The sequence below is a fragment of the Bradyrhizobium mercantei genome, from assembly GCF_001982635.1.
GTDB classification, from domain to species: domain Bacteria; phylum Pseudomonadota; class Alphaproteobacteria; order Rhizobiales; family Xanthobacteraceae; genus Bradyrhizobium; species Bradyrhizobium mercantei.
Genome location: NZ_MKFI01000002.1, coordinates 717,231 through 738,707 on the forward strand (window position 1 = coordinate 717,231; position 21,477 = coordinate 738,707).

Below are 21,477 nucleotides of genomic sequence, written 5' to 3' on the forward strand. Positions count from 1 at the left end.
GCGGCAGTTACAGAGAGGCGAATTCCGCTCCGTCCCGGGTTGCCGCACCATGGCGCAGAACATCTATGACGATCCCGGCTTCTTCGCCGGCTACAGCCAGTTGCCGCGGCAGGTCCGCGGACTGCTCGGTGCGCCCGAATGGCCCGCGATTCGTGCCATGCTGCCCGAGATCGCGGGCAAGCGCGTGGTCGATCTCGGCTGCGGCTTCGGCTGGGTGGCGCGCTGGATGCGCGAGCAAGGCGCCTCCGGCGTGCTCGGTGTCGACCTCTCGCAGAACATGATCGCCCGCGCCGGCGCCATGACGCAGGATCCGGCCATCACCTACGAGATCGCCGACCTCGAAACGCTGGAGCTGCCGAAAGCCACCTTCGATCTCGCCTACAGCGCCCTCACCTTCCACTACATCAGGGACTTCGATCGCCTGGCGCGCATGCTGTACCGCACGCTGGTCCCGGACGGGTATCTGGTCTTCACCATCGAGCACCCGATCTACATGGCGGCCGCCCATCCGGACTGGGGACAGGACCAGGACGGCCGCAAGACCTGGCCGGTCAACCGCTACTTCATCGAGGGCGAACGCAGGACGGATTGGTACGTCAAGGGCGTGCTGAAATATCACCGCACCATCGGCACCACGCTCAACGCATTGATCGGCGCCGGCTTCACCCTGCGCCATGTCGAGGAATTCTCCCCGACGCGCGAGCAGATCAAGGCTGCGCCTGAACTGGCCGACGAGCTGGAACGGCCGATGATGATGCTGGTGTCGGCGCAACGGTAACGTCAGGCCGCGAGCAGCTTGTCGAACTCCTCGGGCGGGTATGATTTTCCGTCCTTGTCGGTGATCACCACGTGCCACCCCTCGCTCGCCCAGACCCTGGCCTTGGCGATGATGATGAAGGTGCTCTCCCGCTCGATCCTGACCGTTTCGTTCTCGCGTTCTGCGATCATCTTGTAGGCCAACGCTTGTCCCTCGCCGACGTCATCCATCCGGCGGTGTGTTGGCAGCGGCTTTGGGCCGCAATTCGCTGGGAGTGTGACAATTTGGTGGAACCGCCGGCGCCAGATAAGGCGGAGCGCAATTTGCGGTCGCGTCTATACCAACTTGCCCATCAAGGTCGGCATGTCCAGCGCCTGCGAGTTGACATTGACGCTGCGCGCGAATCGCATCTGCGGTCCCTCGAAGGTGCAGGTCACGGTGTCGCGGAACGCCGATTCCACGAACGTCCACGTCATCACGAAGGTGCGCAGGTCGCGCCAGGTGCCACCGGCGACCACGCGTATCACGTCAGGCTGGTATTCGTGATGCAGCTTGTTGCCGGTCATCGTCGTGGTGCCCTCGCGCGGCGCATCGAGGCCGACCTCAACGCGGTGCGTGCCCCTGCCGTCCTCGAGCGTGAAGGTGCAGGTGTTGTCGGCGAAGCTGAGACTGACCGATTTGATCGCGTCGGCATTCTCGGGCATCTGCCAGGTCTTGCCGGAAATCTGCGCCGCAACCGGCGACGAGGCCGCCACCAATGGCGGCAACAGCTGCAAGGCCGCGGTGCGCGCTTTCAGTCGGTCGGCGTCGGCATCGTTCTTCGCCGCGGTGCCTGCGAACATCGCCGGGAAATGCTTGAACACCAGCTTGTTGAAGCCGCTGCGTTGCGGAATGCCGGCGGTGATCGCGAGAACGGCGTTGTGCCTGGGAAACACGAAGCTGAGCTGGTCGAACAGGCCGTCGGCGTAGAACGTCTCGGGCCCGATCCACCATTGATAGCCATAGGTGTCCTTGACGTGCGGCTGCTGCACCGCCGCCACCCAATCGGCCGGCAACACCTGCTTGCCGTTCCATATGCCGTTCTGCGCATGCAGGATGCCGAGCTTGAGGCAATCGACCGTCTTCCAGCTCAGCCCGTTGGCGCCGGGCGAGATGCCCTCCGGCCCGACCGGCCACTCATAGCCTGCGATTCCAAGAGGATCAAAAAGCCGCGGCTTGAGATAATCGGCGACCGTCTCGCCGGTCGTCTTGGTAACGATCGCGGACAGCAGATAGGTCGCGGCCGAGGTGTAGACCCATTTGGTGCCGGGCTGGTAGACGACCGGAATCTTGAAGAACTCGGCGACCCAGCTGGTCTTGATCGGCCGCCACGCCGAACCCGAGGTCATCGACGCATGGCCGGTGCGCATGGTGAGGAGATCCTCGACCGTCATCGCCGCAAGCTTGTCGTCGACGACAGGCGGCAGTTTGTCCTTGAAGAACGACACCGCCTTGTCCTGAAGGCCGAAGCGCTTGTCGGCCATCGCGAGCCCGACCGCGCACACGGTGACGCTTTTGGTCAGCGAATGCATCATGTGGTTGCGGTCGGCGCGATACGGCGACCACCAGCCCTCCGCGACCACCTTGCCGTTGCGCCAGAGCATGAAGCTGTGCAGCTCGTAACCCTGGCGGTCGACCTCGTCGAGGAAATCGAGAATCGCCGATGGCGCGATACCCTGGTCCTCCGGCCGGCCGCGCGACAATCCGTCGGCAAAGGCGGTCTCGGCCTGCGCCGCCGTCACCGCGCCGAAGCGTCCGTCCGGCGCCAGCAGCACGGCGCCGCCGCCCAGCAACAGTTGCAATGCCCCGCGCCGCGATGGGCGGCCCAATGCGACGCCGTCCGTTTCTTGATTGTTGTTTGGCATGGGCCGTCCTCCGAACGCAGAACGGAGGTTATGGTTCCGGCCCGCGCTGTCAACGCATCCGGTACGCATGGCCGCCACAAGAAAAATCCCGCCTTGGCGGGACACTCCAAGGCGGGGAAGGTTCATTGGGTAGAAATCCACGCGCCTGGAAATGGCGTGCGCGGGAAGTAGCGGCGCCAATTCTATTTGGACGGGCGGTTCGGACAACAGGATTAATGCGCGCACAATGCCGGGAGATTTTCCCGATCCGGCTGGCAAAAATCCCGACCCTGGCTGATGCGCCGCGGCTCACTCGACCACGTCGAGCCGGACATTGGCGACGCCCTTGCCGATCATGCCGAGCGACTGTGCGGCAGAATAGGAGACATCCACGATGCGTCCGGGAACGTAGGGTCCGCGGTCATTGACACGCACGGTGACCGAGCGGCCGCTCTTGACATCGGTGACGCGCAGCCTGGTGCCGAACGGCAGGGTCGGATGCGCCGCGGTCAGCTCGCGTCCGTCGAATTTCTCACCGCTCGCGGTGGGCTGCGCCTCGCTGTAGAAGCTGGCGACCCCTTGCGACGCGATCTTCGTGTCGCCGGATTTGCGCGAGGCATAAGGCCTGTGCGAACGCGTCGTTGCGACGCGTGTGCGTGGTGCCGACGACGCAGCCCGTGTCGGTTGGATCGAGACCGATCGGCTGGCAAGCGCCTGCGATCGCTCGTTGACGACCGAGGACTGCGCGCAGGCCGCAAGCGAGGCCGCCCCGATCACGACGGCGAGCAGCTGCAGTGGCTTTCGTGCATGCGAAAACAGGATCGGAGGCGCCGCGCCGCGCGCGCTGCGTTTGACGCCGACGTACGAGATGACTGCATCGTCGCGTGACATGTTGCACCCCCAACTCGCGCCCCCAGCCCAAGCCGAAAATCCAACACCGCCTATCAGCCGAATCCAATCGGGGCGGAACGGAGGCAGAGTGCGACGAGATGCAGCTTGCGCGCTGCGATTTCCCCTCGGCTGTGGTGGATGCGCAACACAACCCGATCGAGACACGGCGCGAGACTTCGCGCGGCGAGCACGCCTCCACCGGCGCCCCGGCTCCAGCGCCGGTTCCCGAAACTCCCCAACCTCTCCACCCTCTTGCCTTGCTTTGGTCAAACCGGACTGGAGTCGTGGGGCCCGGGCCAGGGGTCGAAACAGAGCGAGGATTCGCCGGCCGCCATTTGCGGTTGACCTTGGACTGAAACGGGGACCGCCATGCAATCCACACTTAAAGACGCTGATCCGCACGATATTTTCGCGATCGAACCTAGCTTCGCGCCGGCCCGCCCGGACAACACCGCCGCTGCACCAGCCCCCGCAGGCAAGGCAGCGCCGGGGCCGCGCGAGCCGTATTTCGGGCCGAACCTCGCCCCCTCGTCCACGCCATCGATCGCGTACGCGGCGGCCGCCGCTTCGGTGCCGCCGGTCGCGCCAACGCCCGTGACGCCGGTGCCGCCACCCGCGCCGGAATACAGCGCGCCAAGCCACGACGGACGACTGGACGACATCAGACTGGAGCGCGCACCGCGCCCCACCAACAAATGGGCGATCCGCGCCTTCTGGTTCCTGTTCGCGATCGCCGGCGCCATGGGCACCGCGGCGTGGCAGCACTACGGACATCGCGTCAAACAGCTGGCGGCGGAGTACGTGCCGCAGGTCGAGGCCCTGACATCGCTGCTGCCGGGCAAAGCCGCTCCCGCAGCAGCCGACCAGGCAAGCCCGCCCGTGGCGCAAGCCGCCGCCACTGATCAGCCCGCCGAGGCCGCTCCGGCGGCTGCGCCGCAAGACGTCGCCGCCGCGCAGCCGGCGGCCGCTGCAGCTCCGGTCGCCGCCGCGGCACCGGTCGCGCCCGCCGCTCCGACGACGCCGGCTGTCGCCGCAGCCGCGCCTGACCAAACGCAGCTGCTGCAGTCGATGGCACGTGATCTCGCGTCGATGGGGCAGCAGATCGAGCAGCTCAAGACCAGCATCGATCAGCTCAAGGCGAGCCAGGATCAGCTGACGCAGCGGGTCGCAAGGACGACCGAGACCCGGGCCGTCGAGCCACGGCCGGCCGCGCCGCGCCCGCGCGCCGCGGTCACGCCTCAGGCGGCGCCGCATGCGGCCGTTGCTCCGCCTCCGGTACGCCGGCCGGCGCAGGCCTATATCCCGCCGCCCCCGCCCGCATCGGCGGCGCCGCTGCCGGCCCCCGTGGCTGCCGCGCCGCAGCCTGCGGCACCACGGCCGGTGCAATCGCAGCAGCAATCCAGCGTCGTTGATGCAGACGATGGCGGCCCTGTGGTTCGGCCGCCGATGCCGCTGCGCTGAGGGCGAGCCGGCCTACAAAAAAGCGGCCGATCGCGCTGACGCAATCGGCCGCTTTGTACTTCGAATAAGCGTTACGCGCTCTGTCCCGGCGGCAGCACGACCACGGTCGCGCCCGGCTTGACGTGCTGGTAGAGGTCGATGACGTCGGCGTTATTCATACGGATACAGCCCGACGAGATCGCCTGCCCGATATACTCGGGCTGGTTGGTGCCGTGGATGCGGTACAGCGTGTCCTTGTTGCCCTGGTAGAGGTAGATGCCGCGGGCACCGAGCGGATTGGCCGGTCCACCGGCAACCCGCTTCGGATACGGCCCGAGCCGCTCCTGGATGTCCTGGGTCGGAACCCAATCGGGCCACTCCGCCATGCGGCCGACCGTGGCCACCCCGAAGAACGCCATCGCCTCCTCGCCGACGGCGACGCCGTAGCGGATCGCCTTGCCGCCGGGCAGCACGTAATAGAGGTAGCGGGCGTCGGTATCGACCAGGATCGAACCCGGCTGCTCCCGCCGCGTGTAAGTGACAATGTGGCGCTGGAACTGATCCGGGATCTTGGCGTCCGCATAGGGCGGATGCGCCAGCAATTGCCGATCACGCGGCGTCATCGCAGCATCCGTCACCGGCGACAGCGTCGCCTGCATGCAGCCGCCAAGTGCAAGCGAACCAACCAGCACTGCAGCAAGCCCCAACTTCGACACGATCATTCTCCCCTGCGTCAACTTGTGGCAGTTGCTGCCGAAATCGTGCTGAAATCGTGGCAGCCCCGATTGGAACACGGCGGTTTGATCGGTTCCTTCGACAAGTGTGTCCTGACGGTTGCAGTCGGTTCCCGCGGACGCTAGCCTTGCGACAAAATGTCCAAAACACCGGGAGGAATTCGATGCGTTACGCTCTGCTGATCGGCGGCCTGATTGTCGCGGCAACACCGGCCCATGCCGATCCGCGCGCGGCCTATGTCACGATGGTGCTGCAGGCCTTCGCCGCCAAGGTCGAGTGCCCCGGCACCGACCTGGTCTATCAGGATCTCGTGCAGCGGGCGCAGGACATGCACCTGCCCGACGGCACCACCGAACAGGTCCGCAAGGCGATCGCCTTCATGCACACCGGCGGCAAGATGGGCGAGAAGCAGGCCGACGACCTGATGACGGAAGTCGCGATCGCAACCCAGACCACCGACCTCGACCAGCGCCGCGCCGGCAGCATGACGACCTGGTGCCAGGACCAGAAGACGCGGCTCGCGGGCTACATCAGGACCAAATAGGCTCCGCCTCTCAGTCGAGCTCCGGCGGCGCGAACCAGTTGGTCAGCGACAATCCGCCGTCGACCACGATCGATGCGCCGGTGACGTAGCCGGAGAGCTTGTGCGACAGCACGGCGAGCGCCATCGGTGCGAGATCCTCCGCTTGACCAAGCCGGCCAAGCGGAATGTGCTTTGCGAGAGCTGGATCGGCGACGAAGCCACCGGCCGCGATCGCGCCGGGCACCAGCGCATTGACGCGGATGCCGTAGCGGCCCCAGCTCTTGGCGAGCTCCTTCACCAGCATCGCCATGCCGGCCTTCGCCGTCGAGTAGTGCGGGAGGTTGCGCGGCGTGCCGGCATGCAGCGAGGTGAGCAGCAGGAACGAGCCCGGCGCTTTTGCCGCGATCAGCTTGCGCGCCAGCTCGCGCGACAGATGAAAGCCGGCATCGAGATTGACCGCATGCATCTGCCGCCAGGTCTCTTCATCCACCGCCATCGCGTGATCGGCCTCGCGGCGCGGCGGCGAGGCGCTGTGAACGAAATGGGTCACCTGCCCGACCGTGTCTTGCGCATATGCCAGCAAAGCGTCGCACGCCGCGCGCTGCGCGAGATCGCCGACCCACGGCGCTGCCAGTTCGGGGCAAGGCGCGGCCTTGATCGCGGCCAGCACCTTGTCCTCATGCAGGTCGGCGAACACCGTGCGCACACCTTCGCCGACCAGGGCCTGCGCGATGGCGCGGCCGATGCCGTTGCCGGCGCCGGTCACCAGGGCTGCCTCGCGCGCGGGATCGAAGGGCGATGTGAACAGGCTCATGGTTCCTCAACTCCCGAGCTGGCGAACTTGAGCTCAGCACTTGTGCTCAGTATGGCGGTGCCTTGCGCGCCCGCTGGGCCTTGGCGGCTTCGATCCACCAGGTGAAGTCGTCGGCAAAGCGCGGAAAGGCCCGTTCGAGCGACTTGCCGCCCTCACCGATCGGCTTGCCTTCGGCCGACAGGGTCTGCGCGATCGGCCCGGCGCTGATCGTGCTCGATACCACCACCATGCCCATCTCCGACAGCGTGCCGTGCCAGGCGGTCGCGGCGCGTGCGCCGGCAAATCGTCCAGCCGAATAGCTCGCGATCGCCGCCGGACGCCAGAACCATTCCTCGAGGAAATGATCAGTCAGGTTCTTCAGCCCGGGCTGGATGCCCCAATTGTACTCGCCGGTGACGAACAGGAAGCCGTCGGCATCACGGATCTTGCCGGCAAGCGTTTCGAGTGTGGCCGGCGCCTGCCCCTTGGGATGCTCCTTGTACATCCGGTCGAGCATCGGCAGGCCGACCTCCTTGGCATCGATCAGCTCGACATCGTCGCCGCGCCCACGAAGACCGTCGATGACGAAGTGCGCCAGGCGGATGCCCATGCGATCCGAACGATAGGAGCCGTAGAGAACGAGAATGCGGTGGGTCATGATGCGGCGACCCTAGCACGGCACTGCGACAGCCGTCCCGCGGCCTGGCTCGCCGACTCGGCGCTCAGCTGTTAACCGGCATTCCGGCTGGTTTTCCCGGCATTAAGCAATTGGTCGCAGGCCGTTCGCCGCGGCCCAAAATCGCCAGATTTGTTTTCTGGATATGTTTTCGCCTCGAGAAGGAGAACCCGACATGCGGATCGCAAAGCTGGTTTTCGCTGGCTCGCTCGCAGCCATCGCTACCATGGCCACGCCGGCGCTGGCCAAGAGTGCCGAGCGGCAGAAAGCCGACGAAAAATCCACCACCACCAATTCCGTTGGCTGCCAGGCCTACCAGCAGACCGCCGACGGCACCTGGAACCAGCTTCCCTGCGGCGAAGCAGGCGCGAACGGCGCCACCGAGCACCGCGCGGCGACCAAGGGCGCTGGCGACGACGAGCATTGACCGCGGCGTCCTGCGGCCACGCGCGGCCGGGCCAAGCGGCGCCCTCGACTTTCGGACAATACGAAGATGCGGGACCGCGACGGCTCCCGCATCATAAACCCTAGCTTAATGCGCACCCGGTACGGTTGAGGCCTCCCCTCTCTCGTCAAGAAATGGCGCGCATCCCATGAAAATCGGTACTCTCCTGACGGCCGCGATCGTCTCCTTGTCCGCGGTCGGCGGCGGACTGGCGGCCTATGTCGCGGTCACCAAGTACCAGACCATGGACAAGGTCTCGACCGCACAGAGCCGGCTCGAAATCGTCCGCGCCGTTGGCGACATCCCGCGCTACATGAATCCGGAGCGGGGCTACGCCACCAACCTGCTGCTCGCCGGTGGCTCGATCGATCCGAAGCAGATCGCAGAGCTCGACCGTCAGCGTCAGCTGACCGACGGTGCGCTTGCCAAGGTCAACCAGGTGCGCGCCACCCTGCCGGGATCGCTCGACGATGGCGAGGCGGTCGCACGCGAAATCGACGCGCTGAAGGTGAAGTTTGCCGGGCTGCGCGATGCCATTGCGGCTGCGATCGCCGGCCCAGCTGACGCCCGCCGCGCGGCCGCCGGCAAGATCGTCGCCGACAATTCCGTGTTCAACGCCGGTGTCACCACGCTGCTCGACGAGCAGGTGCGCCGCCTCGCCGGCCTCGACGGCAATGCCTATCGCCAGGCCAGCTACGCCAACGTCGCCTGGATGCTGCGCGACACCGGCGGCCTCAATGCCAGCCTGCACAAGGCGTTGGTCGGCGCCAAGCGCGTTGCGACCGAGCCCGAGAAGCAGGAACTCTACCGCTCGACCGGCCGCACCGAGCAGATCCTCTCGACGCTGCAGGAGCTGCGCAACAATCCCGCAACGCCGGCGAACGTCATGACGGCGCTCGGCAAGATGCAGGCGGATTACGTCGAGCGGTTCGGCAAATCGCTGAAGCTCGTCAAGGAAGGCGCGGTGACCGGCAAGTACGAGCTGGATCTCGACACCTACTATCCGGAATCGCAGGTCGGTCTCGCCGCCATCATCACGGTGCGCGACGCGTTCTACGAGAATGCCGAGCAGGTCCTTGCGAGCGCCTACTCGACGGCGCGCTTCAGCTTCGTGATTGCGTTGATCGGCCTGCTCGCGGTCATCGCCGTCAGCGCCGGCCTGATCGTCGTGGTCCGCCGCCGGATCCTCAACCCGATTGCCGCCCTCACCGGCCGCATGTCGCGCCTCGCCGCGGGCGAAATCGCCGAGCCGATCCCCGGTGCCGCGCGCAATGACGAGATCGGAGCCATGGCCGCCGCCGTGCAGGTGTTCAAGGACAACAAGATCGAGGCCGATCGTCTCGCGATCGAGAAGGAAGCCGAGAACGACGTCAAGATGCGCCGCGCCCGCGTGCTCGACGATCTGACCCGCGCCTTCGAAGCCAAGGTGACCGAACTGGTCGGCGGACTGTCGGCGGCGTCCTCTGTCATGGAGGACACGGCGCAATCGATGTCGGCCACGGCGGCCGCCACGAACCGCCAGGCGGCGGTCGTCGCCGCGGCGTCGGACCAGACCTCGACCAACGTTCAGACGGTCGCGAGCGCGACCGAGGAACTGACCTCCTCGATTTCGGAGATCGCCCGCCAGGTCGCGACCTCGACCGAGATCGCCGCGCGTGCGGTCGACCACGCCCGCCGCACCGGCGACACCGCGCGTTCGCTGGCCGAGGGCGCCCAGAAGATCGGCGACGTCGTGACGCTGATCCAGAGCATCGCGGCACAGACCAATTTGCTCGCACTTAACGCCACCATCGAGGCGGCCCGCGCCGGCGAGGCCGGCCGCGGCTTTGCCGTCGTCGCCTCGGAGGTGAAGTCGCTGGCCGGGCAGACTGCGAAGGCGACCACCGAGATTTCCGAGCAGATCACCGCGATCCAGACCGCGAGCGACGAGACCGTGACCGCCATCCGCAGCGTCGTCGACGTCATCAGCGAGATCGACCAGATCGGCACCGCGATTGCCGCCGCGATCGAGGAACAGGGCTCGGCGACCAAGGAGATCTCGCGCAGCGTTCAGGAAGCCGCGCGCGGCACCCAGGAGGTCAATTCCAACATCTCCGGCGTGCAGCGCGCCGCCGACGACACGGGCGCGGCGGCAACCCAGGTGCTGGGCGCGGCCGAACAGCTCTCGACGCAGTCGAAGGACCTCGCCGGCCAGGTCAACCGCTTCCTCTCCGACGTGCGCGCGGCGTAGTCGAGGACGGGTGGTGCCCCCTGGCAGGTTCTCTCTTCGTCATTGCGAGGAGCGACAGCGACGAAGCAATCCATGTCTCCACTGCGGTACGATGGATTGCTTCGCTGCGCTCGCAATGACGGGATTGGCCTGAGCGCCTCGTAGCCCCCTAACCTCCCCGCAGGCCAAGCACGCGGCGGGCGATCGCCTGGCGATGCACCTCGCTCGGGCCTTCGTAGACCCGCATCAGGCGGGCCTTCTGCCAGAGCGCGTTCAGCGGCAGTTCCAGCGTCACGCCGAGCGCACCCAGGGTCTGCATGGCGTGATCGCAGGCGTCATAGGCCATCTCGGTCGCGAACACCTTGATCATCGAGGCCTCGTGGCGGATGTCCTCGCCGCGATCGGTCTTGTCGGCAGCCTCGCGCACCATGAGCCGGCACGCATGCATGCGCGTGGCGATATCGGCGATCCACCACTGGATCGCCTGGCGCTCGGCGAGCTTGACGCCGAACGTCTCGCGCTGCTTGGCGTGCTCGCACATCATCTCGAGCGCGCGCTTGGTGATGCCGACACATGTCGACCCCATCTCGAGCCGCCGCGTGCGCAGCCGCAGCTGCATCGGCGCGTAGCCCTTGCCGACCTCGCCGAGCACGGAGTCCTTCGGGATGCGGCAGTCCTCGAACACGATCTCATAGGTCGACCCGCCGCCGACCATCGGGATCTCGCGCTCGATGATGAAGCCCCCCGTGCCCTTCTCGACGATGAAGGAGGTGATGCCGCCCTGGCGCTGGTCGTTGCCGACCCGCGCCATCACGATGATGAAGTCGGCGGCGCGCGCATTGCTGATCCAGATCTTGCGGCCGTTCAGCACCCACTCGTCTCCTTCGAGCACCGCGCGGGTCTTCATGCCCGCGGGATCGCCGCCGGCGCCGGGCTCGGAGATCGCGATCGCCGATGCCATCCGGCCCTCGATATAGGGCTGCATGTATTTCTTCTTCTGCGACTCGGTTCCGACCGCCTGCAGCATGCGCAGGTTCGGCGAGTCCGGCGGCAGCACGAACGGCACGCAGCTGCGGCCGAGCTCTTCGTGCACCGCGGCCATCGTGCGCGTCGGCAAATCGTGGCCGCCGAGATCCTCGGGCGCATCGAGGCCCCAGAGGCCGAGTTCCTTCGAGACGTCGCGCAGCCGGTTGCGATGCTCCGGCGTCAGTTCGGGATGATCGCTGCCGGGCAGTTTCGATCTCAGATATTGCGGCTCGAGCGGGATCAGTTCGCGATCGACGAATTTCGCGACGGTCTCGCGGATCATGGCTGTCTGTTCATCATCGCTCATCTGGGGTTCCTCGCCTGTGCTGTTTCGCTTCACAAAACCAGTAGCGCATTTTTTACCGGCCGGAATAGCGGAAACGCGCACGCGCGCTCACTGTCGCGCGATGGTTTCATGGAGCGGAATTCAATATCCCGCGGCGCGGTCAGCGCGTGCGCAATTGCGCCGGACGCTCAGGCGCGTCGAGCAATCGATCGCGCAGCACGAGGTTGTTGTCGCGAAGAAAGCGATCGACGATCGGCGCCCAGATCGCCGTTCCGTTTTCATTGAACAGCGTGTGACCGTCGCTGCCGAATGCCGCCGTTCGAACCAGCGCGAGCTTGCCGCCTGATTTCGCGAACGCATCCGACAACCGCGTCACGAGTTTCGGGCCGAAGAAATGATCGTTGTCGGCGGAGACCCAGAGCAGCGGAATGCGCGAGGATCTGCCGAACTGCGCGAACGCGTCGACGAGTTCGTCCTCCACGCAGACCGTATCGGGGCCGGTCGATCCGCGGCCCGGTGCGAACACGATCGCGGCGGCGAGACCCGAGGGCGCCGTGGACGTCAATGCGACCGTGGCGAAGCCTCCCGCCGAGCGGCCGACGCTGATCCACCTGCCTTTGCTGACATACGCCTGGCCGGTCATGAATTTGGCGGCGGCGGCGATGTCGGTGGCCCCGGCGCGGCCGGCTTTCGCATAATCCGGCGCGGCGCATTGCCCGTAGGTCTCGGCCCATCCGCCCTGCGAGACGCCGTAGCCGCGGCGCAGGAACGCCACCGCGACCCAGCCGCGCCGCGCGAACTCGGCCGCCTGCGCCCACATCCCGTAGGGGCTCATCGACGGACGATCGCCCGCCGAGCGCGGCGAGCCGTGATTGAGCAGAACGAGCGGATGCGGCTGGCCGTCATCCGGCCGCAGCACGATCGCATCGAGCAGCGCTGTGGACGGTCCTGCCCCTCCCGGATTCGGCACCGGGATCTTGAGGGCGTCGAGACGTATGCCCTGCGCCTGCACCGGGCCGAGCGCCAGGATGCAGACGACGAGGGCGAGAGCGACCGCGCCGAGGCTGCTGCGGGTCCGCACCGGTCGGTTCATGCTCTACTCGGCAAAGCCGACGTAGCGGACAAAGTCGCTGTTGGCCTCGCGATCCGAGCGCACCGCATTGGCGGCAAAGCTGTCGTCGGGATAGCCCATCGCGACGCAGGTCATGATCACCTGGTCTTCTGGGATATTGGCGACCTCGCGCACGATGTCGGAGCGCATGATGCCCTGACCGTTGATCACGCTGCCGAGGCCGCGATCCCAGGCGGCCAGCACGATGCCGTAGCAGAGCGCGCCGAGATCGAAATGGCAGACCGCGCCGGGATCGAGGATCCGGTCGTAGGCCAGCACCAGCGAGACCGGGGCATCGAACTGGCGGAAGCCGCGCAGCACCCAATCCTGCCGCATCGGCTTGTCGTCGCGGGCAATCCCCATGGCGCCGAACAGCTTCTTGGCGATGTCGACCTGCCGGCCGCGGTGCACGCCCTGATACTCGCCATGGCTGACGATATCGCGCTTGGCCTTGGCGCCGGCGATCATCTCTTCCATGTTGCGGCGGCGCACTTCCTCGAGCGGCTCCCCGGTCAGGACGTGGACGTGCCAGGGCTGGGTGTTCATCGAGGACGGCGCCCGCTTGGCCACCTCGATGATCTCCTCGACGGTCGCCCGTGACACCGGCTGCTTCTTGAACCCGCGCACGCTTTTGCGTGTCTGTACCAGCGTCTCGAATTCCATTCCGCGCTTCCCCCATTTTGTTCCGCGCCGCACACGGAATTTTCTCACGGCTAACCGGGTATTTTATAGACAAAATCGGCTGTGGGAACTTGATCGGGCCAAGAATCCGATATCCAATCCGGCCACTGGTTTGGTTTAGGGAGAACCCAGATGAAGCGGATTTTCTTGGCGGCCGTGATCGCGACCTTTGCCGCCGGTTCGGCATTTGCACAGGACGCCTCCTGCGAGACGAAGGCCGTCGGCAAGGACGGCAAGCCGCTGGCCGGCGCGGCCAAGACCTCGTTCATGAAGAAGTGCACGATGGACACCTGCGAGACCAAGGCGGTCGGTTCGGACGGCAAGAAGCTCGCCGGTGCCGCCAAGACCTCGTTCATGAAGAAGTGCCAGAGCGGCGCCTGAGCCCCTCGCCGACGCCCTTTTCGACCCCTTCAACCGGGACAGACCATCGGGTCGCGCACAGCGCGGCCCGTTGACTATTGACGGGTCGCGCAGGGCGCGGCCCGAACGTCTATTGGTGGGTGGACGGATGCTTTGAGACGCGCTCAGAACGAGACGCCGACCCGTACACCCCTGCTCCAAACCCGCCGGCACCGCTTTCTGGTATTGCCGTGAAACATCTCGAAACGTTCCGGAAGCTGGACGGGCTTCTGAAACTCCAGGCAGGCCCCGCCGGCGGAATAGTCCACCAGCCGGCATTCGATCAGCGGCGCCTTCGGTTCAAGCTGGAGCTTGACCACGCTGGACACACATCCTGACGGACGAACACGTGCAAATCGCCGGGGATGCATCAAGCCGCCTCTGGTGGAATCGTACCAATAGATTCCCTGCCGGCCGTTAAGATTCCGTTCAGACGGATTGTTACGATTCGTGTCCATCCGCGGATTGATCGGCGCGCACGGTGCCGGGACGGCGCGAGGCCGCCAGCGTCTCCGACGGCGCTTCGCCGAACTGGGAGCGGTAGCTCCGCGAGAAATCGCTCAGGTGCCAGAAGCCATAGGCCAGCGCGCAGGCCTTGACGCTGGGGGCACCCGCGAGCAGCTGCTTGCGCACCAGCCAGAGCCGGCGCAGCCGCAAATAACGATGCAGGCTGACGCCCCGGTAGCGCTGGATGGCGTCGTGCAGCGTGCGTACCGACACCCCGATCTGCCTCGCCAGTTCGCCGCTGTAGATCGGGTGCGCCACATCGCCGGCCAGAATGGCCCGCGCGTCGTTGAACACCTTGAACTGGCGCGTCGTATTGGCCCGCGTCGCCCACCTGGCCGGCACGATCTCGGCGAACGCGTTGTCGATCGCCGCAAGCAGCGTCTCCTTGATCGACGCCCCCGTAGCGAACTCCGCGACCGTCGCCTGATCTCGCGTGACGAGCAGAACCTGCCTGACCACGTTCCGCAGCCGATCCTGCGCGCCTTGAGAAATCTCGTGGATGCTGAAATGCAGACCGGGGTTCGGCCAACCGCGGTCGGTCATCTCGGGCGTGAACATCACCGAGACATATTGGCGGGGTGTCTCCTCCACGGACGTATAGAACGCGCCGCCACCGCCAAGCACGATCACCGCACGATCGCGCTCGACGCCGTTGAACCGCATCGGAACGCCGTCATCCATCGTGAAGCCGACCGCAGTCGTATGCCGCGCAAGCAGCGCGTCGACGATCCGCGGGAAGGACTGCGTGTAATTGAGCTCGCATCCCGGCAAACTCAGGATGATCTGCTCGGCCGAAATCTTCCGCACAAGTGGCGTGAAATCAACATCCAGATTTCGGATCGAACTCCGGAATGCATCAACATCGTCAAAACGAAAGACTCTCGGCACCAGCAATGGCGCCGTCAAATGACTGCTCCTGTGAAATGCTCTTGAAATGTTTTGCGCGGCGCCACGCAAAGCGCGCCGGCCTTATCGATAATTTCCATGCACCAAATGCGAATCGTCGAATGAATACAATCGGGGAAAATGCGGGCCGCTTGGCGAACCGGACAATCAGGCAAAGCATCGCGGCTGCCGAATTTCGATAGTGTTTACCGGAATATCCACTGTCGAGATCGGCTCACCCCATCAATTTCTATACCCCTATTAAAGATTCGGGGAGCAGATTGGGGTTGGGAACACTGATGTTCCTCGTCGCGGAACATTTTAGGTACCGCAATGACAGTCATTGCCTCGCCCGACCTTATTGCCAAGCTCGACCACGTCTTGAAAGCCGGCTCGCCCGACCTCCGCACGCGGATGCTGCGGGAGGTGGCGGGGCTGTTTCTCGAAGACGCTCATCGCCTCAGCGAGCGCCAAGTCGAGATGTTCGACGGCCTCCTGGTCCGCCTGACCGACAGCGTCGAGCTGTTGACCCTGACCACGCTCAGCCGCTCGCTGGCCGACCTGCATCTGGTGCCCAAGGAGCTCGCACGGCGTCTCGCCAACCATGACGACGCCGACGTCGCCGCGCCGATGCTGCGAACATGCGAATGCATCCCCGACGCCGACCTGATCGACATCGCCTGGATGCGCGCCGAGGGACATCTGTGTGCGATCGCAGGACGCAAGGCCGTCGGCCAGGAGCTCACGGACATTCTGCTGATGCGCGGCGACAGCAGCGTGCTGCGCACCCTCGCACGCAATCCCGGCGCCGATATGACCAGCGCGGGCCTTGCGATGATGGTCGATGCCGCCGAGCGCGACGATGACATCGCCGACGCATTGATGGCGCGCAAGGATCTGCCTCACCACGTGCTTACCGACCTCGTGATGCGGTCCTCGCCGCGCCAGCAATCCCGGCTGCTCAAGCGCGCACGGCCCGAACTTCAGGGCGCGATCCGTGCCGCCATCGATGTCGCCGCAGCCCGCGCCTCCGCAAACCCGCCTGGCACGATCGACGATGCGGAGGCGCGGGTCGCGGTGACGACCAAGCGCTCTCAGGCAATGTGAGCGGTGCAATGACGTATGGTGACCGCAGGGCGGAGCGCGTCAAGCTCGAGACGCGCCATCCCGTCAATCTCATGGGTGTCGACGGCACGTGGCGGCGGAGCTGCATTTTGCTCGACGTCTCGCAGAGCGGCGCGCGGCTCGAGGTCGACGGAACGCTCGATGTGCTGAAGGCCCAGGAATTCTTCCTGGTGCTGTCCTCGCGCGGGCTGGCGTTCAGGCGCTGCGAGCTGGTTCGTGTCGACGGCGCCGAGATCGGCGTGCGTTTCATCGAGGAACGACGGCGAAAAGGCCGCCCGGTGATTCCGAAATGAGAGTTGCCGCAACGAGAAATTGGCCGCGGCCGGCCTGAAAGGAAGTTGACGACATGACCGTGCAGAGAGCGACGAGCATCGCGGTATCGACCGCGTCCGCCGTGCCACTCCGTGGGACCATCGAAATCGATTGCGCGGGGACCGTCGCGAGGTTCGCGATCGACGAGGAGCTCGCGCATCGCCTGTGCGCAGATCTGGAACGGTTTCTCACCCAGGTTCCGCACCGGGCCCGGACGGCGCGGTCCTGATCATTAAGGAGCTCCCGGCCGGCGGTGCCTACTCCCGCTTGAAGCGATAGTCGAAGCGGTCGCCGTCCGCCTTGATCAGGCCGACGGTCGGGACCGGAAAATGGATCGGCAAGATCAGCGTGTCGGTCCCGGCGACGGAGGCAAAGAACTTCCGCCGCGATAGCGCCGACTGCTTCGGGTCCCAATCGGGCTTTGCCGACCATTCCGGCTCGCGGCACTGGATTGCGTGATGCATCAGATCGCCGGCAACCACCGCGCGCTGTCCCTTCGAGAAGATGTTGACGCAGCAATGGCAGGGCGAGTGGCCCGGCGTCGGTGTCAGCGTCACCGTGTCGTCGAGCGCATAGTCGTCGTCGACCAACAGCGCCTGCCCGGCCTCGACGATCGGCAGGCAATTGTCGCGAAACACCGTGCCGGGCGGATTGGCGCCCTTGGCATTCTCGGCCTCCCAGGCCGCATACTCCCCCCTGTGGAAGACGTATTTCGCGTTCGGGAACGTCGGCACCCAGCGCCCGTCGCGCAGCGTGGTATTCCAGCCGGTGTGGTCGATGTGCAGATGGGTGCAGAACACGTAGTCGATCTGCTCGTAGGAGATGCCGAGCGCGAACAGCTCGTTGCGCCAGCGCTCCTTGCCCGGGAAGTCGAACGGCGGCGGGTGCCCCTTGTCCTCGCCGGTGCAGGTATCGACCAGGATGGTGTAGCGCGGCGTCCGCACCACGAAGGTCTGATAGGTGATCACCATCATGCCGCGCGCGGCGTCGAAGACCTCGGGCTCCATCGCCTTCAGATGATGCTTGAACACGTCATCCTGTGGAGATGACCCATCGCGCGATTCAGATTGCCCTCCTGATGCTGACGACATTGCCGGCCGCCGCAACGGCGGCACCCGACACGGTTTTCTTTCCGAGCGCCGACGGCAAGACCGAGATCGTCGGCTATCTGTTCAGGCCGCAAACGGCGGGCCCGCACCCCGCGATCGTGCTGCTGCACGGCCGCGGCGGGCCTTATTCGATCAACGTCAACAAGGACTGCACGCTGGTGTCGCGGACCAATCCGTCGCCGGCCTGCAATGCCGGCAGCCTGTCCAGGCGCCACGCGATGTGGGGCCAGTATTGGGCCGACCACGGCTATGTCGCGCTGCTGCCGGACAGTTTCGGGCCGCGCGGCAAGGCCCACGGCTTCGGCCGCTTCACGCATGACGATCCGGATCGCACCGACGTCAATGAAAAGACCGTGCGGCCGCTCGACGCCGAGGGCGCGCTGAGCTGGCTGCGCAGCCAGAAGGATGTCAGCGGCAATCGCATCTTCCTGCAGGGATGGTCGAACGGCGGCAGCACTGCGCTGAACGTGATGCAGCGGCAAGGCACGGCGACGTCGGGCTATCGCGCCGCGCTCGCGTTCTATCCGGGCTGCGGACCGGCCGCGCTGCTGGCGCAGACGCTGACGTCAGCCGCACCGATCACGATGCTGCTCGGGACGGATGACGAAGAAGTATCGCCCGAGCGCTGCCAGGACGTCGCCGGCCGTTCCGTTGCCGCCGGCAGCAGGATCGATGTCGTGGTCTATCCCGGTGCGACCCACGATTTCGACGATCCCGGCCGCAAGCGCCAGTCAAATCCCGCCAACAGCGCGGCGCTCAAGGACGCAATGGTGCGGGCGATTGCCATCACCGAAGGGCTCAAGAACTAGTGCGGCTTGCTGAACGCTCGCTAGGCGAGTATTTGCTGAGCGCTTGGCACTCATCGCAATCCGACGCCTGAACTTCCATGGTGGAGACGCCAATGACGGCAATTGTTCGAGTCGATCGAAACGGGGCCATTAGTCACTGGAACGCAGCCGCCGAGCAGCTTTTCGGATTCACCAGCCTGGAGGCAATCGGAAGCGCACTGGAGTTGATCATTCCGCCGCCGTCTCATGCCTGTCATCGCGATGGGTTTGCGAGGTATGTCGAATCCGGAATCAGCACTCTGCCCGAGACGGTGGTCGCGGTTGGACGTCACAAGAACGGTCAACCCGTCAGATTTCAGATCTCAACAAGGGCGGTGCTGGATGAACTGGGAGCCATCGCTGGAGTTGAAGGCCTGATGCGCGCTGATTGAAGCGACGCCCTCCACTGCAGGCATGTCAGCACCATCGGACTTTTGCTCCGGCTTTGCCATTTCCGCAATACCTCCGCCAGCTACGCCTCCGTCAGGCCTGGGATTGTCGACGCGGCCTCCCATTGTCATCTCACCGTAACAAAAATTGTGCGACTGAACGGCTCGCTGTATCGAGGACAAACCTGATGACCGAACCGAAGCCTTCCCGCCCCAAGATTGCCGAGACCGTCATCGAGCCGACGGTCAAGCTGCGGGAGGTCAAGGTCGGACGCTGCTGCGAAGTGCTCGGTGACACCGCAATCGAATACACCGAGCTTGGCGATTACTCCTACCTCGGCAGCGGCTGCATGGTCGCCGACGCCGTGATCGGAAAGTTCTGTGCGATCGCGGCGCAGGTCCGGATCGGCGCGCCCAATCATCCGCTCGAGCGTCCCTCGCAGCATCGCTTCACCTACTGCCCGGAATACTACACGGATGCCGCGGAGCGGGATCATGACTTCTTCAGGAACCGGCGCGCGGATCGCGTCGTGATCGGAAACGACGTCTGGGTCGGCCATGGCGTGATCGTGCTGCCCGGCGTCACCGTCGGCGACGGCGCGGTGCTGGCCGCGGGCGCGGTGGTCTCACGCGATGTCGCGCCCTACACCATCGTTGGCGGCGTGCCGGCCCGGCCGATCAAGGAGCGGTTCAACCGCAAGATCGCAGCCGAGCTGTCGCAGATCGCCTGGTGGAATTGGCCGCCGGAAACCATCTGGGAGCGGCTGCCCGAATTCCAGTCCGGCGATGTCGATGCGTTCTGCGCGCGGTGGAGAGCCTGAGCTAGCTCCGCAACCCCGGCGCTTCCTGGCCGGTGCGCGCGACATATTCGGTGTATCCGCCGCCATATTGATGGATGCCGTCGGGCGTCAGCTCCAGCACGCGGTTGGAGAGCGCGGCGAGGAAATGCCGGTCGTGCGAGACGAACAGCATGGTGCCCTCGAACTCGGAGAGCGCATTGATCAGCATCTCCTTGGTGGCGAGATCGAGATGGTTGGTCGGCTCGTCCAGCACCAGGAAGTTCGGCGGGTCGAACAGCATTTTTGCCATCACCAGCCGCGCCTTCTCGCCGCCCGAGAGCACCCGGCACTTCTTCTCGACGTCGTCGCCGGAGAAGCCGAAGCAGCCGGCGAGCGCGCGCAGGGAGCCCTGGCCAGCCTGCGGAAACGCGTCCTCCAGCGACTGGAACACGGTACGCTCGCCGTCGAGCAGGTCCATCGCATGCTGGGCGAAATAGCCCATCTTGACGCTGCCGCCGATCGCGACCGCGCCGTCGTCCGGGTCGGTTGAACCGGCGACGAGCTTGAGCAGCGTCGACTTGCCGGCGCCGTTGATGCCCATCACGCACCAGCGCTCCTTGCGGCGGATCATGAAGTCGAGGCCGTCATAGATGCGCTTGCTGCCATAGGCCTTGTGCACGTTCTTCAGGCTGACGACGTCCTCGCCGGATCGCGGCGCGGGCTGGAATTCGAATGCCACGGTCTGGCGCCGCCGCGGCGGCTCGACCCGCTCGATCTTGTCGAGCTTCTTGACCCGGCTCTGCACCTGGGCGGCGTGCGAGGCGCGCGCCTTGAAGCGCTCGATGAACTTGATTTCCTTGGCGAGCATTGCCTGCTGCCGCTCGAACTGCGCCTGCTGCTGCTTGTCGGAGAGCGCGCGCTGCTGCTCGTAGAATTCGTAATTGCCGGAATAGGTGGTGAGCTGGCCGGCGTCGATCTCGACCACCTTGTTGATGATGCGGTTGATGAACTCGCGGTCGTGCGAGGTCATCAGCAGCGCGCCTTCATAGCCTTTGAGGAACTGCTCGAGCCAGATCAGGCTTTCGAGATCGAGATGGTTGCTCGGCTCGTCGAGCAGCATGACGTCCGGCCGCATCAAGAGGATGCGCGCCAGCGCCACGCGCATCTTCCAGCCGCCGGAGAGCTTGCCGACGTCACCGTCCATCATCTCCTGGCTGAAGCCGAGACCGGCCAGCGCCTCGCGCGCGCGGCCGTCGAGCGCGTAGCCGTCGAGCTCCTCGAACTGATGCTGCACCTCGCCGTAGCGTGCGATGATGTCGTCCATCTCGTCCGCCTTGTCGGGGTCGGCCATCGCGGCCTCGAGTTCCCGGAGCTCGGCCGCCACCACGCTGACCGGCCCCGCCCCGTCCATCACCTCGGCGACGGCGCTGCGGCCGGACATTTCGCCGACATCCTGGCTGAAATAGCCGATCGAGATGCCGCGATCGAGCGACACCTGGCCCTCATCGGGGATTTCGCGGCCCGAGATCATGCGGAACAGGGTGGTTTTGCCGGCGCCGTTCGGGCCCACAAGGCCGATCTTCTCGCCCTTCTGGAGCGCCGCGGAGGCTTCAATGAAGAGGATCTGGTGGCCGACTTGCTTGGAGACGTTATCGAGACGGATCATTCGAATACTGGGAACTGAGGGGT

General features: G+C 65.5%; 24 protein-coding genes and 1 pseudogene. 12 read left to right on the forward strand and 13 right to left on the reverse strand.

All coding sequences use genetic code 11. From position 1 onward, the window contains the following. Positions 1–49 precede the first annotated feature (49 nt). Complete coding sequence (locus BI327_RS10870) at positions 50–778, forward strand: class I SAM-dependent methyltransferase (RefSeq protein WP_076860239.1); 729 nt, start codon at positions 50–52, stop codon at positions 776–778. A gap of 2 nt (positions 779–780) precedes the next feature. Here BI327_RS10870 and BI327_RS10875 read toward each other — a convergent pair whose 3' ends face one another. The 3 genes from BI327_RS10875 to BI327_RS10885 form a co-directional block, all read right to left on the reverse strand. Beyond that, on the reverse strand, positions 781–987 hold the full coding sequence (locus tag BI327_RS10875) for a hypothetical protein (protein ID WP_076860240.1): 207 nt from the start codon (positions 985–987) through the stop codon (positions 781–783). Between the two features lie 105 nt (positions 988–1,092). Further along, positions 1,093–2,661, reverse strand: coding sequence for a serine hydrolase domain-containing protein (locus BI327_RS10880; protein WP_159450433.1), 1,569 nt, complete (start codon positions 2,659–2,661; stop codon positions 1,093–1,095). 288 nt (positions 2,662–2,949) lie between these two features. Beyond that, positions 2,950–3,531 (reverse strand): septal ring lytic transglycosylase RlpA family protein, encoded by a 582-nt coding sequence (locus BI327_RS10885; protein WP_083742027.1) that lies wholly within the window; start codon positions 3,529–3,531, stop codon positions 2,950–2,952. 369 nt (positions 3,532–3,900) lie between these two features. On the opposite strand from BI327_RS10885, the gene BI327_RS10890 reads away from it, so the two are divergent. Next, a complete protein-coding gene (locus BI327_RS10890; RefSeq protein ID WP_076860241.1) occupies positions 3,901–4,992 on the forward strand; it encodes a hypothetical protein in 1,092 nt (363 codons plus the stop codon). Positions 4,993–5,063: 71 nt separating this feature from the next. On the opposite strand, the gene BI327_RS10895 is transcribed toward BI327_RS10890, so the two are convergent. Beyond that, positions 5,064–5,693: a L,D-transpeptidase gene (locus tag BI327_RS10895; protein WP_394329844.1), complete on the reverse strand. Its 630-nt coding sequence runs from the start codon at positions 5,691–5,693 to the stop codon at positions 5,064–5,066. Between the two features lie 176 nt (positions 5,694–5,869). Between BI327_RS10895 and BI327_RS10900 the strand changes: the two genes are divergently transcribed. Continuing rightward, a complete protein-coding gene (locus BI327_RS10900) occupies positions 5,870–6,250 on the forward strand; it encodes a hypothetical protein (RefSeq protein ID WP_076860242.1) in 381 nt (126 codons plus the stop codon). 10 nt (positions 6,251–6,260) lie between these two features. Here BI327_RS10900 and BI327_RS10905 read toward each other — a convergent pair whose 3' ends face one another. Both BI327_RS10905 and BI327_RS10910 read right to left on the reverse strand, forming a co-directional pair. After that, positions 6,261–7,043, reverse strand: coding sequence for an SDR family NAD(P)-dependent oxidoreductase (locus BI327_RS10905; RefSeq protein ID WP_076860243.1), 783 nt, complete (start codon positions 7,041–7,043; stop codon positions 6,261–6,263). A 46-nt stretch (positions 7,044–7,089) separates the two neighbouring features. Further along, on the reverse strand, positions 7,090–7,680 hold the full coding sequence (locus tag BI327_RS10910; protein WP_076860244.1) for an NADPH-dependent FMN reductase: 591 nt from the start codon (positions 7,678–7,680) through the stop codon (positions 7,090–7,092). A gap of 193 nt (positions 7,681–7,873) precedes the next feature. On the opposite strand from BI327_RS10910, the gene BI327_RS10915 reads away from it, so the two are divergent. Then, positions 7,874–8,125 carry a hypothetical protein gene (locus BI327_RS10915; RefSeq protein WP_076860245.1) on the forward strand — a complete coding sequence of 84 codons (252 nt, stop codon included), beginning with the start codon at positions 7,874–7,876 and terminating at the stop codon, positions 8,123–8,125. Between the two features lie 166 nt (positions 8,126–8,291). Further along, positions 8,292–10,373, forward strand: a complete 2,082-nt coding sequence (locus BI327_RS10920) for a methyl-accepting chemotaxis protein (protein WP_076860246.1) — start codon at positions 8,292–8,294, stop codon at positions 10,371–10,373. A 148-nt stretch (positions 10,374–10,521) separates the two neighbouring features. On the opposite strand, the gene BI327_RS10925 is transcribed toward BI327_RS10920, so the two are convergent. From BI327_RS10925 to BI327_RS10935, 3 genes are all read right to left on the reverse strand, one after another. Next, on the reverse strand, positions 10,522–11,685 hold the full coding sequence (locus BI327_RS10925) for an acyl-CoA dehydrogenase family protein (protein ID WP_076860247.1): 1,164 nt from the start codon (positions 11,683–11,685) through the stop codon (positions 10,522–10,524). Between the two features lie 139 nt (positions 11,686–11,824). Next, positions 11,825–12,757, reverse strand: coding sequence for an alpha/beta hydrolase family protein (locus BI327_RS10930; protein WP_076860248.1), 933 nt, complete (start codon positions 12,755–12,757; stop codon positions 11,825–11,827). Between the two features lie 3 nt (positions 12,758–12,760). Beyond that, the gene (locus BI327_RS10935) at positions 12,761–13,438 is read right to left on the reverse strand and encodes a nitroreductase (RefSeq protein WP_076860249.1); all 678 of its coding nucleotides are present in this window, start codon (positions 13,436–13,438) and stop codon (positions 12,761–12,763) included. Positions 13,439–13,588: 150 nt separating this feature from the next. On the opposite strand from BI327_RS10935, the gene BI327_RS10940 reads away from it, so the two are divergent. Beyond that, complete coding sequence (locus BI327_RS10940; protein WP_076860250.1) at positions 13,589–13,837, forward strand: hypothetical protein; 249 nt, start codon at positions 13,589–13,591, stop codon at positions 13,835–13,837. A gap of 143 nt (positions 13,838–13,980) precedes the next feature. On the opposite strand, the gene BI327_RS10945 is transcribed toward BI327_RS10940, so the two are convergent. Beyond that, positions 13,981–14,226 carry a PilZ domain-containing protein gene (locus tag BI327_RS10945; protein WP_076860251.1) on the reverse strand — a complete coding sequence of 82 codons (246 nt, stop codon included), beginning with the start codon at positions 14,224–14,226 and terminating at the stop codon, positions 13,981–13,983. Positions 14,227–14,296: 70 nt separating this feature from the next. Continuing rightward, complete coding sequence (locus tag BI327_RS10950; RefSeq protein WP_347337666.1) at positions 14,297–15,025, reverse strand: AraC family transcriptional regulator; 729 nt, start codon at positions 15,023–15,025, stop codon at positions 14,297–14,299. 555 nt (positions 15,026–15,580) lie between these two features. Here BI327_RS10950 and BI327_RS10955 point away from each other — a divergent pair. Genes BI327_RS10955 through BI327_RS10965 form a run of 3 tightly spaced genes read left to right on the forward strand, consistent with a single transcriptional unit; the run spans position 15,581 to position 16,913 of the window. Beyond that, entirely contained in the window at positions 15,581–16,354 is a 774-nt protein-coding gene (locus BI327_RS10955; RefSeq protein ID WP_076860253.1) for a DUF2336 domain-containing protein, read from the forward strand. Between the two features lie 8 nt (positions 16,355–16,362). Beyond that, positions 16,363–16,665 (forward strand): PilZ domain-containing protein, encoded by a 303-nt coding sequence (locus BI327_RS10960; protein WP_076860254.1) that lies wholly within the window; start codon positions 16,363–16,365, stop codon positions 16,663–16,665. 53 nt (positions 16,666–16,718) lie between these two features. Beyond that, complete coding sequence (locus BI327_RS10965; RefSeq protein WP_076860255.1) at positions 16,719–16,913, forward strand: hypothetical protein; 195 nt, start codon at positions 16,719–16,721, stop codon at positions 16,911–16,913. Between the two features lie 28 nt (positions 16,914–16,941). On the opposite strand, the pseudogene BI327_RS10970 reads toward BI327_RS10965, so the two are convergent. After that, positions 16,942–17,721: pseudogene (locus BI327_RS10970) on the reverse strand (MBL fold metallo-hydrolase); the annotation flags it as partial. Positions 17,722–17,762: 41 nt separating this feature from the next. Between BI327_RS10970 and BI327_RS10975 the strand changes: the two are divergent. From BI327_RS10975 to BI327_RS10985, 3 genes are all read left to right on the forward strand, one after another. Beyond that, the gene (locus BI327_RS10975) at positions 17,763–18,602 is read left to right on the forward strand and encodes a dienelactone hydrolase family protein (protein ID WP_089025436.1); all 840 of its coding nucleotides are present in this window, start codon (positions 17,763–17,765) and stop codon (positions 18,600–18,602) included. 77 nt (positions 18,603–18,679) lie between these two features. Beyond that, entirely contained in the window at positions 18,680–19,012 is a 333-nt protein-coding gene (locus tag BI327_RS10980) for a PAS domain-containing protein (protein ID WP_076860258.1), read from the forward strand. Between the two features lie 185 nt (positions 19,013–19,197). After that, entirely contained in the window at positions 19,198–19,830 is a 633-nt protein-coding gene (locus BI327_RS10985) for a DapH/DapD/GlmU-related protein (RefSeq protein ID WP_076860259.1), read from the forward strand. Position 19,831: 1 nt separating this feature from the next. Here the strand turns inward: BI327_RS10985 and BI327_RS10990 are convergent, their stop codons facing one another. Further along, positions 19,832–21,454, reverse strand: coding sequence for an ABC-F family ATP-binding cassette domain-containing protein (locus BI327_RS10990; protein WP_076860260.1), 1,623 nt, complete (start codon positions 21,452–21,454; stop codon positions 19,832–19,834). Positions 21,455–21,477 lie beyond the last annotated feature (23 nt).

What these genes read in the sequence shown, in the direction of transcription:
- BI327_RS10935 (WP_076860249.1), bottom strand. Translation starts at nt 13,438, where the DNA reads ATGGAATTCGAGACGCTGGTACAGACACGCAAAAGCGTGCGCGGGTTC.
- BI327_RS10920 (WP_076860246.1), top strand. Translation starts at nt 8,292, where the DNA reads ATGAAAATCGGTACTCTCCTGACGGCCGCGATCGTCTCCTTGTCCGCG.
- BI327_RS10950 (WP_347337666.1), bottom strand. Translation starts at nt 15,025, where the DNA reads ATGCGGTTCAACGGCGTCGAGCGCGATCGTGCGGTGATCGTGCTTGGC.
- BI327_RS10925 (WP_076860247.1), bottom strand. Translation starts at nt 11,685, where the DNA reads ATGAGCGATGATGAACAGACAGCCATGATCCGCGAGACCGTCGCGAAA.
- BI327_RS10965 (WP_076860255.1), top strand. Translation starts at nt 16,719, where the DNA reads ATGACCGTGCAGAGAGCGACGAGCATCGCGGTATCGACCGCGTCCGCC.
- BI327_RS10980 (WP_076860258.1), top strand. Translation starts at nt 18,680, where the DNA reads ATGGTGGAGACGCCAATGACGGCAATTGTTCGAGTCGATCGAAACGGG.
- BI327_RS10940 (WP_076860250.1), top strand. Translation starts at nt 13,589, where the DNA reads ATGAAGCGGATTTTCTTGGCGGCCGTGATCGCGACCTTTGCCGCCGGT.
- BI327_RS10875 (WP_076860240.1), bottom strand. Translation starts at nt 987, where the DNA reads ATGGATGACGTCGGCGAGGGACAAGCGTTGGCCTACAAGATGATCGCA.
- BI327_RS10955 (WP_076860253.1), top strand. Translation starts at nt 15,581, where the DNA reads ATGACAGTCATTGCCTCGCCCGACCTTATTGCCAAGCTCGACCACGTC.
- BI327_RS10885 (WP_083742027.1), bottom strand. Translation starts at nt 3,531, where the DNA reads ATGTCACGCGACGATGCAGTCATCTCGTACGTCGGCGTCAAACGCAGC.
- BI327_RS10975 (WP_089025436.1), top strand. Translation starts at nt 17,763, where the DNA reads ATGCTGACGACATTGCCGGCCGCCGCAACGGCGGCACCCGACACGGTT.
- BI327_RS10895 (WP_394329844.1), bottom strand. Translation starts at nt 5,693, where the DNA reads ATGATCGTGTCGAAGTTGGGGCTTGCTGCAGTGCTGGTTGGTTCGCTT.
- BI327_RS10870 (WP_076860239.1), top strand. Translation starts at nt 50, where the DNA reads ATGGCGCAGAACATCTATGACGATCCCGGCTTCTTCGCCGGCTACAGC.
- BI327_RS10930 (WP_076860248.1), bottom strand. Translation starts at nt 12,757, where the DNA reads ATGAACCGACCGGTGCGGACCCGCAGCAGCCTCGGCGCGGTCGCTCTC.
- BI327_RS10960 (WP_076860254.1), top strand. Translation starts at nt 16,363, where the DNA reads ATGACGTATGGTGACCGCAGGGCGGAGCGCGTCAAGCTCGAGACGCGC.
- BI327_RS10890 (WP_076860241.1), top strand. Translation starts at nt 3,901, where the DNA reads ATGCAATCCACACTTAAAGACGCTGATCCGCACGATATTTTCGCGATC.
- BI327_RS10915 (WP_076860245.1), top strand. Translation starts at nt 7,874, where the DNA reads ATGCGGATCGCAAAGCTGGTTTTCGCTGGCTCGCTCGCAGCCATCGCT.
- BI327_RS10910 (WP_076860244.1), bottom strand. Translation starts at nt 7,680, where the DNA reads ATGACCCACCGCATTCTCGTTCTCTACGGCTCCTATCGTTCGGATCGC.
- BI327_RS10900 (WP_076860242.1), top strand. Translation starts at nt 5,870, where the DNA reads ATGCGTTACGCTCTGCTGATCGGCGGCCTGATTGTCGCGGCAACACCG.
- BI327_RS10880 (WP_159450433.1), bottom strand. Translation starts at nt 2,661, where the DNA reads ATGCCAAACAACAATCAAGAAACGGACGGCGTCGCATTGGGCCGCCCA.
- BI327_RS10985 (WP_076860259.1), top strand. Translation starts at nt 19,198, where the DNA reads ATGACCGAACCGAAGCCTTCCCGCCCCAAGATTGCCGAGACCGTCATC.
- BI327_RS10990 (WP_076860260.1), bottom strand. Translation starts at nt 21,454, where the DNA reads ATGATCCGTCTCGATAACGTCTCCAAGCAAGTCGGCCACCAGATCCTC.
- BI327_RS10905 (WP_076860243.1), bottom strand. Translation starts at nt 7,043, where the DNA reads ATGAGCCTGTTCACATCGCCCTTCGATCCCGCGCGCGAGGCAGCCCTG.
- BI327_RS10945 (WP_076860251.1), bottom strand. Translation starts at nt 14,226, where the DNA reads ATGCATCCCCGGCGATTTGCACGTGTTCGTCCGTCAGGATGTGTGTCC.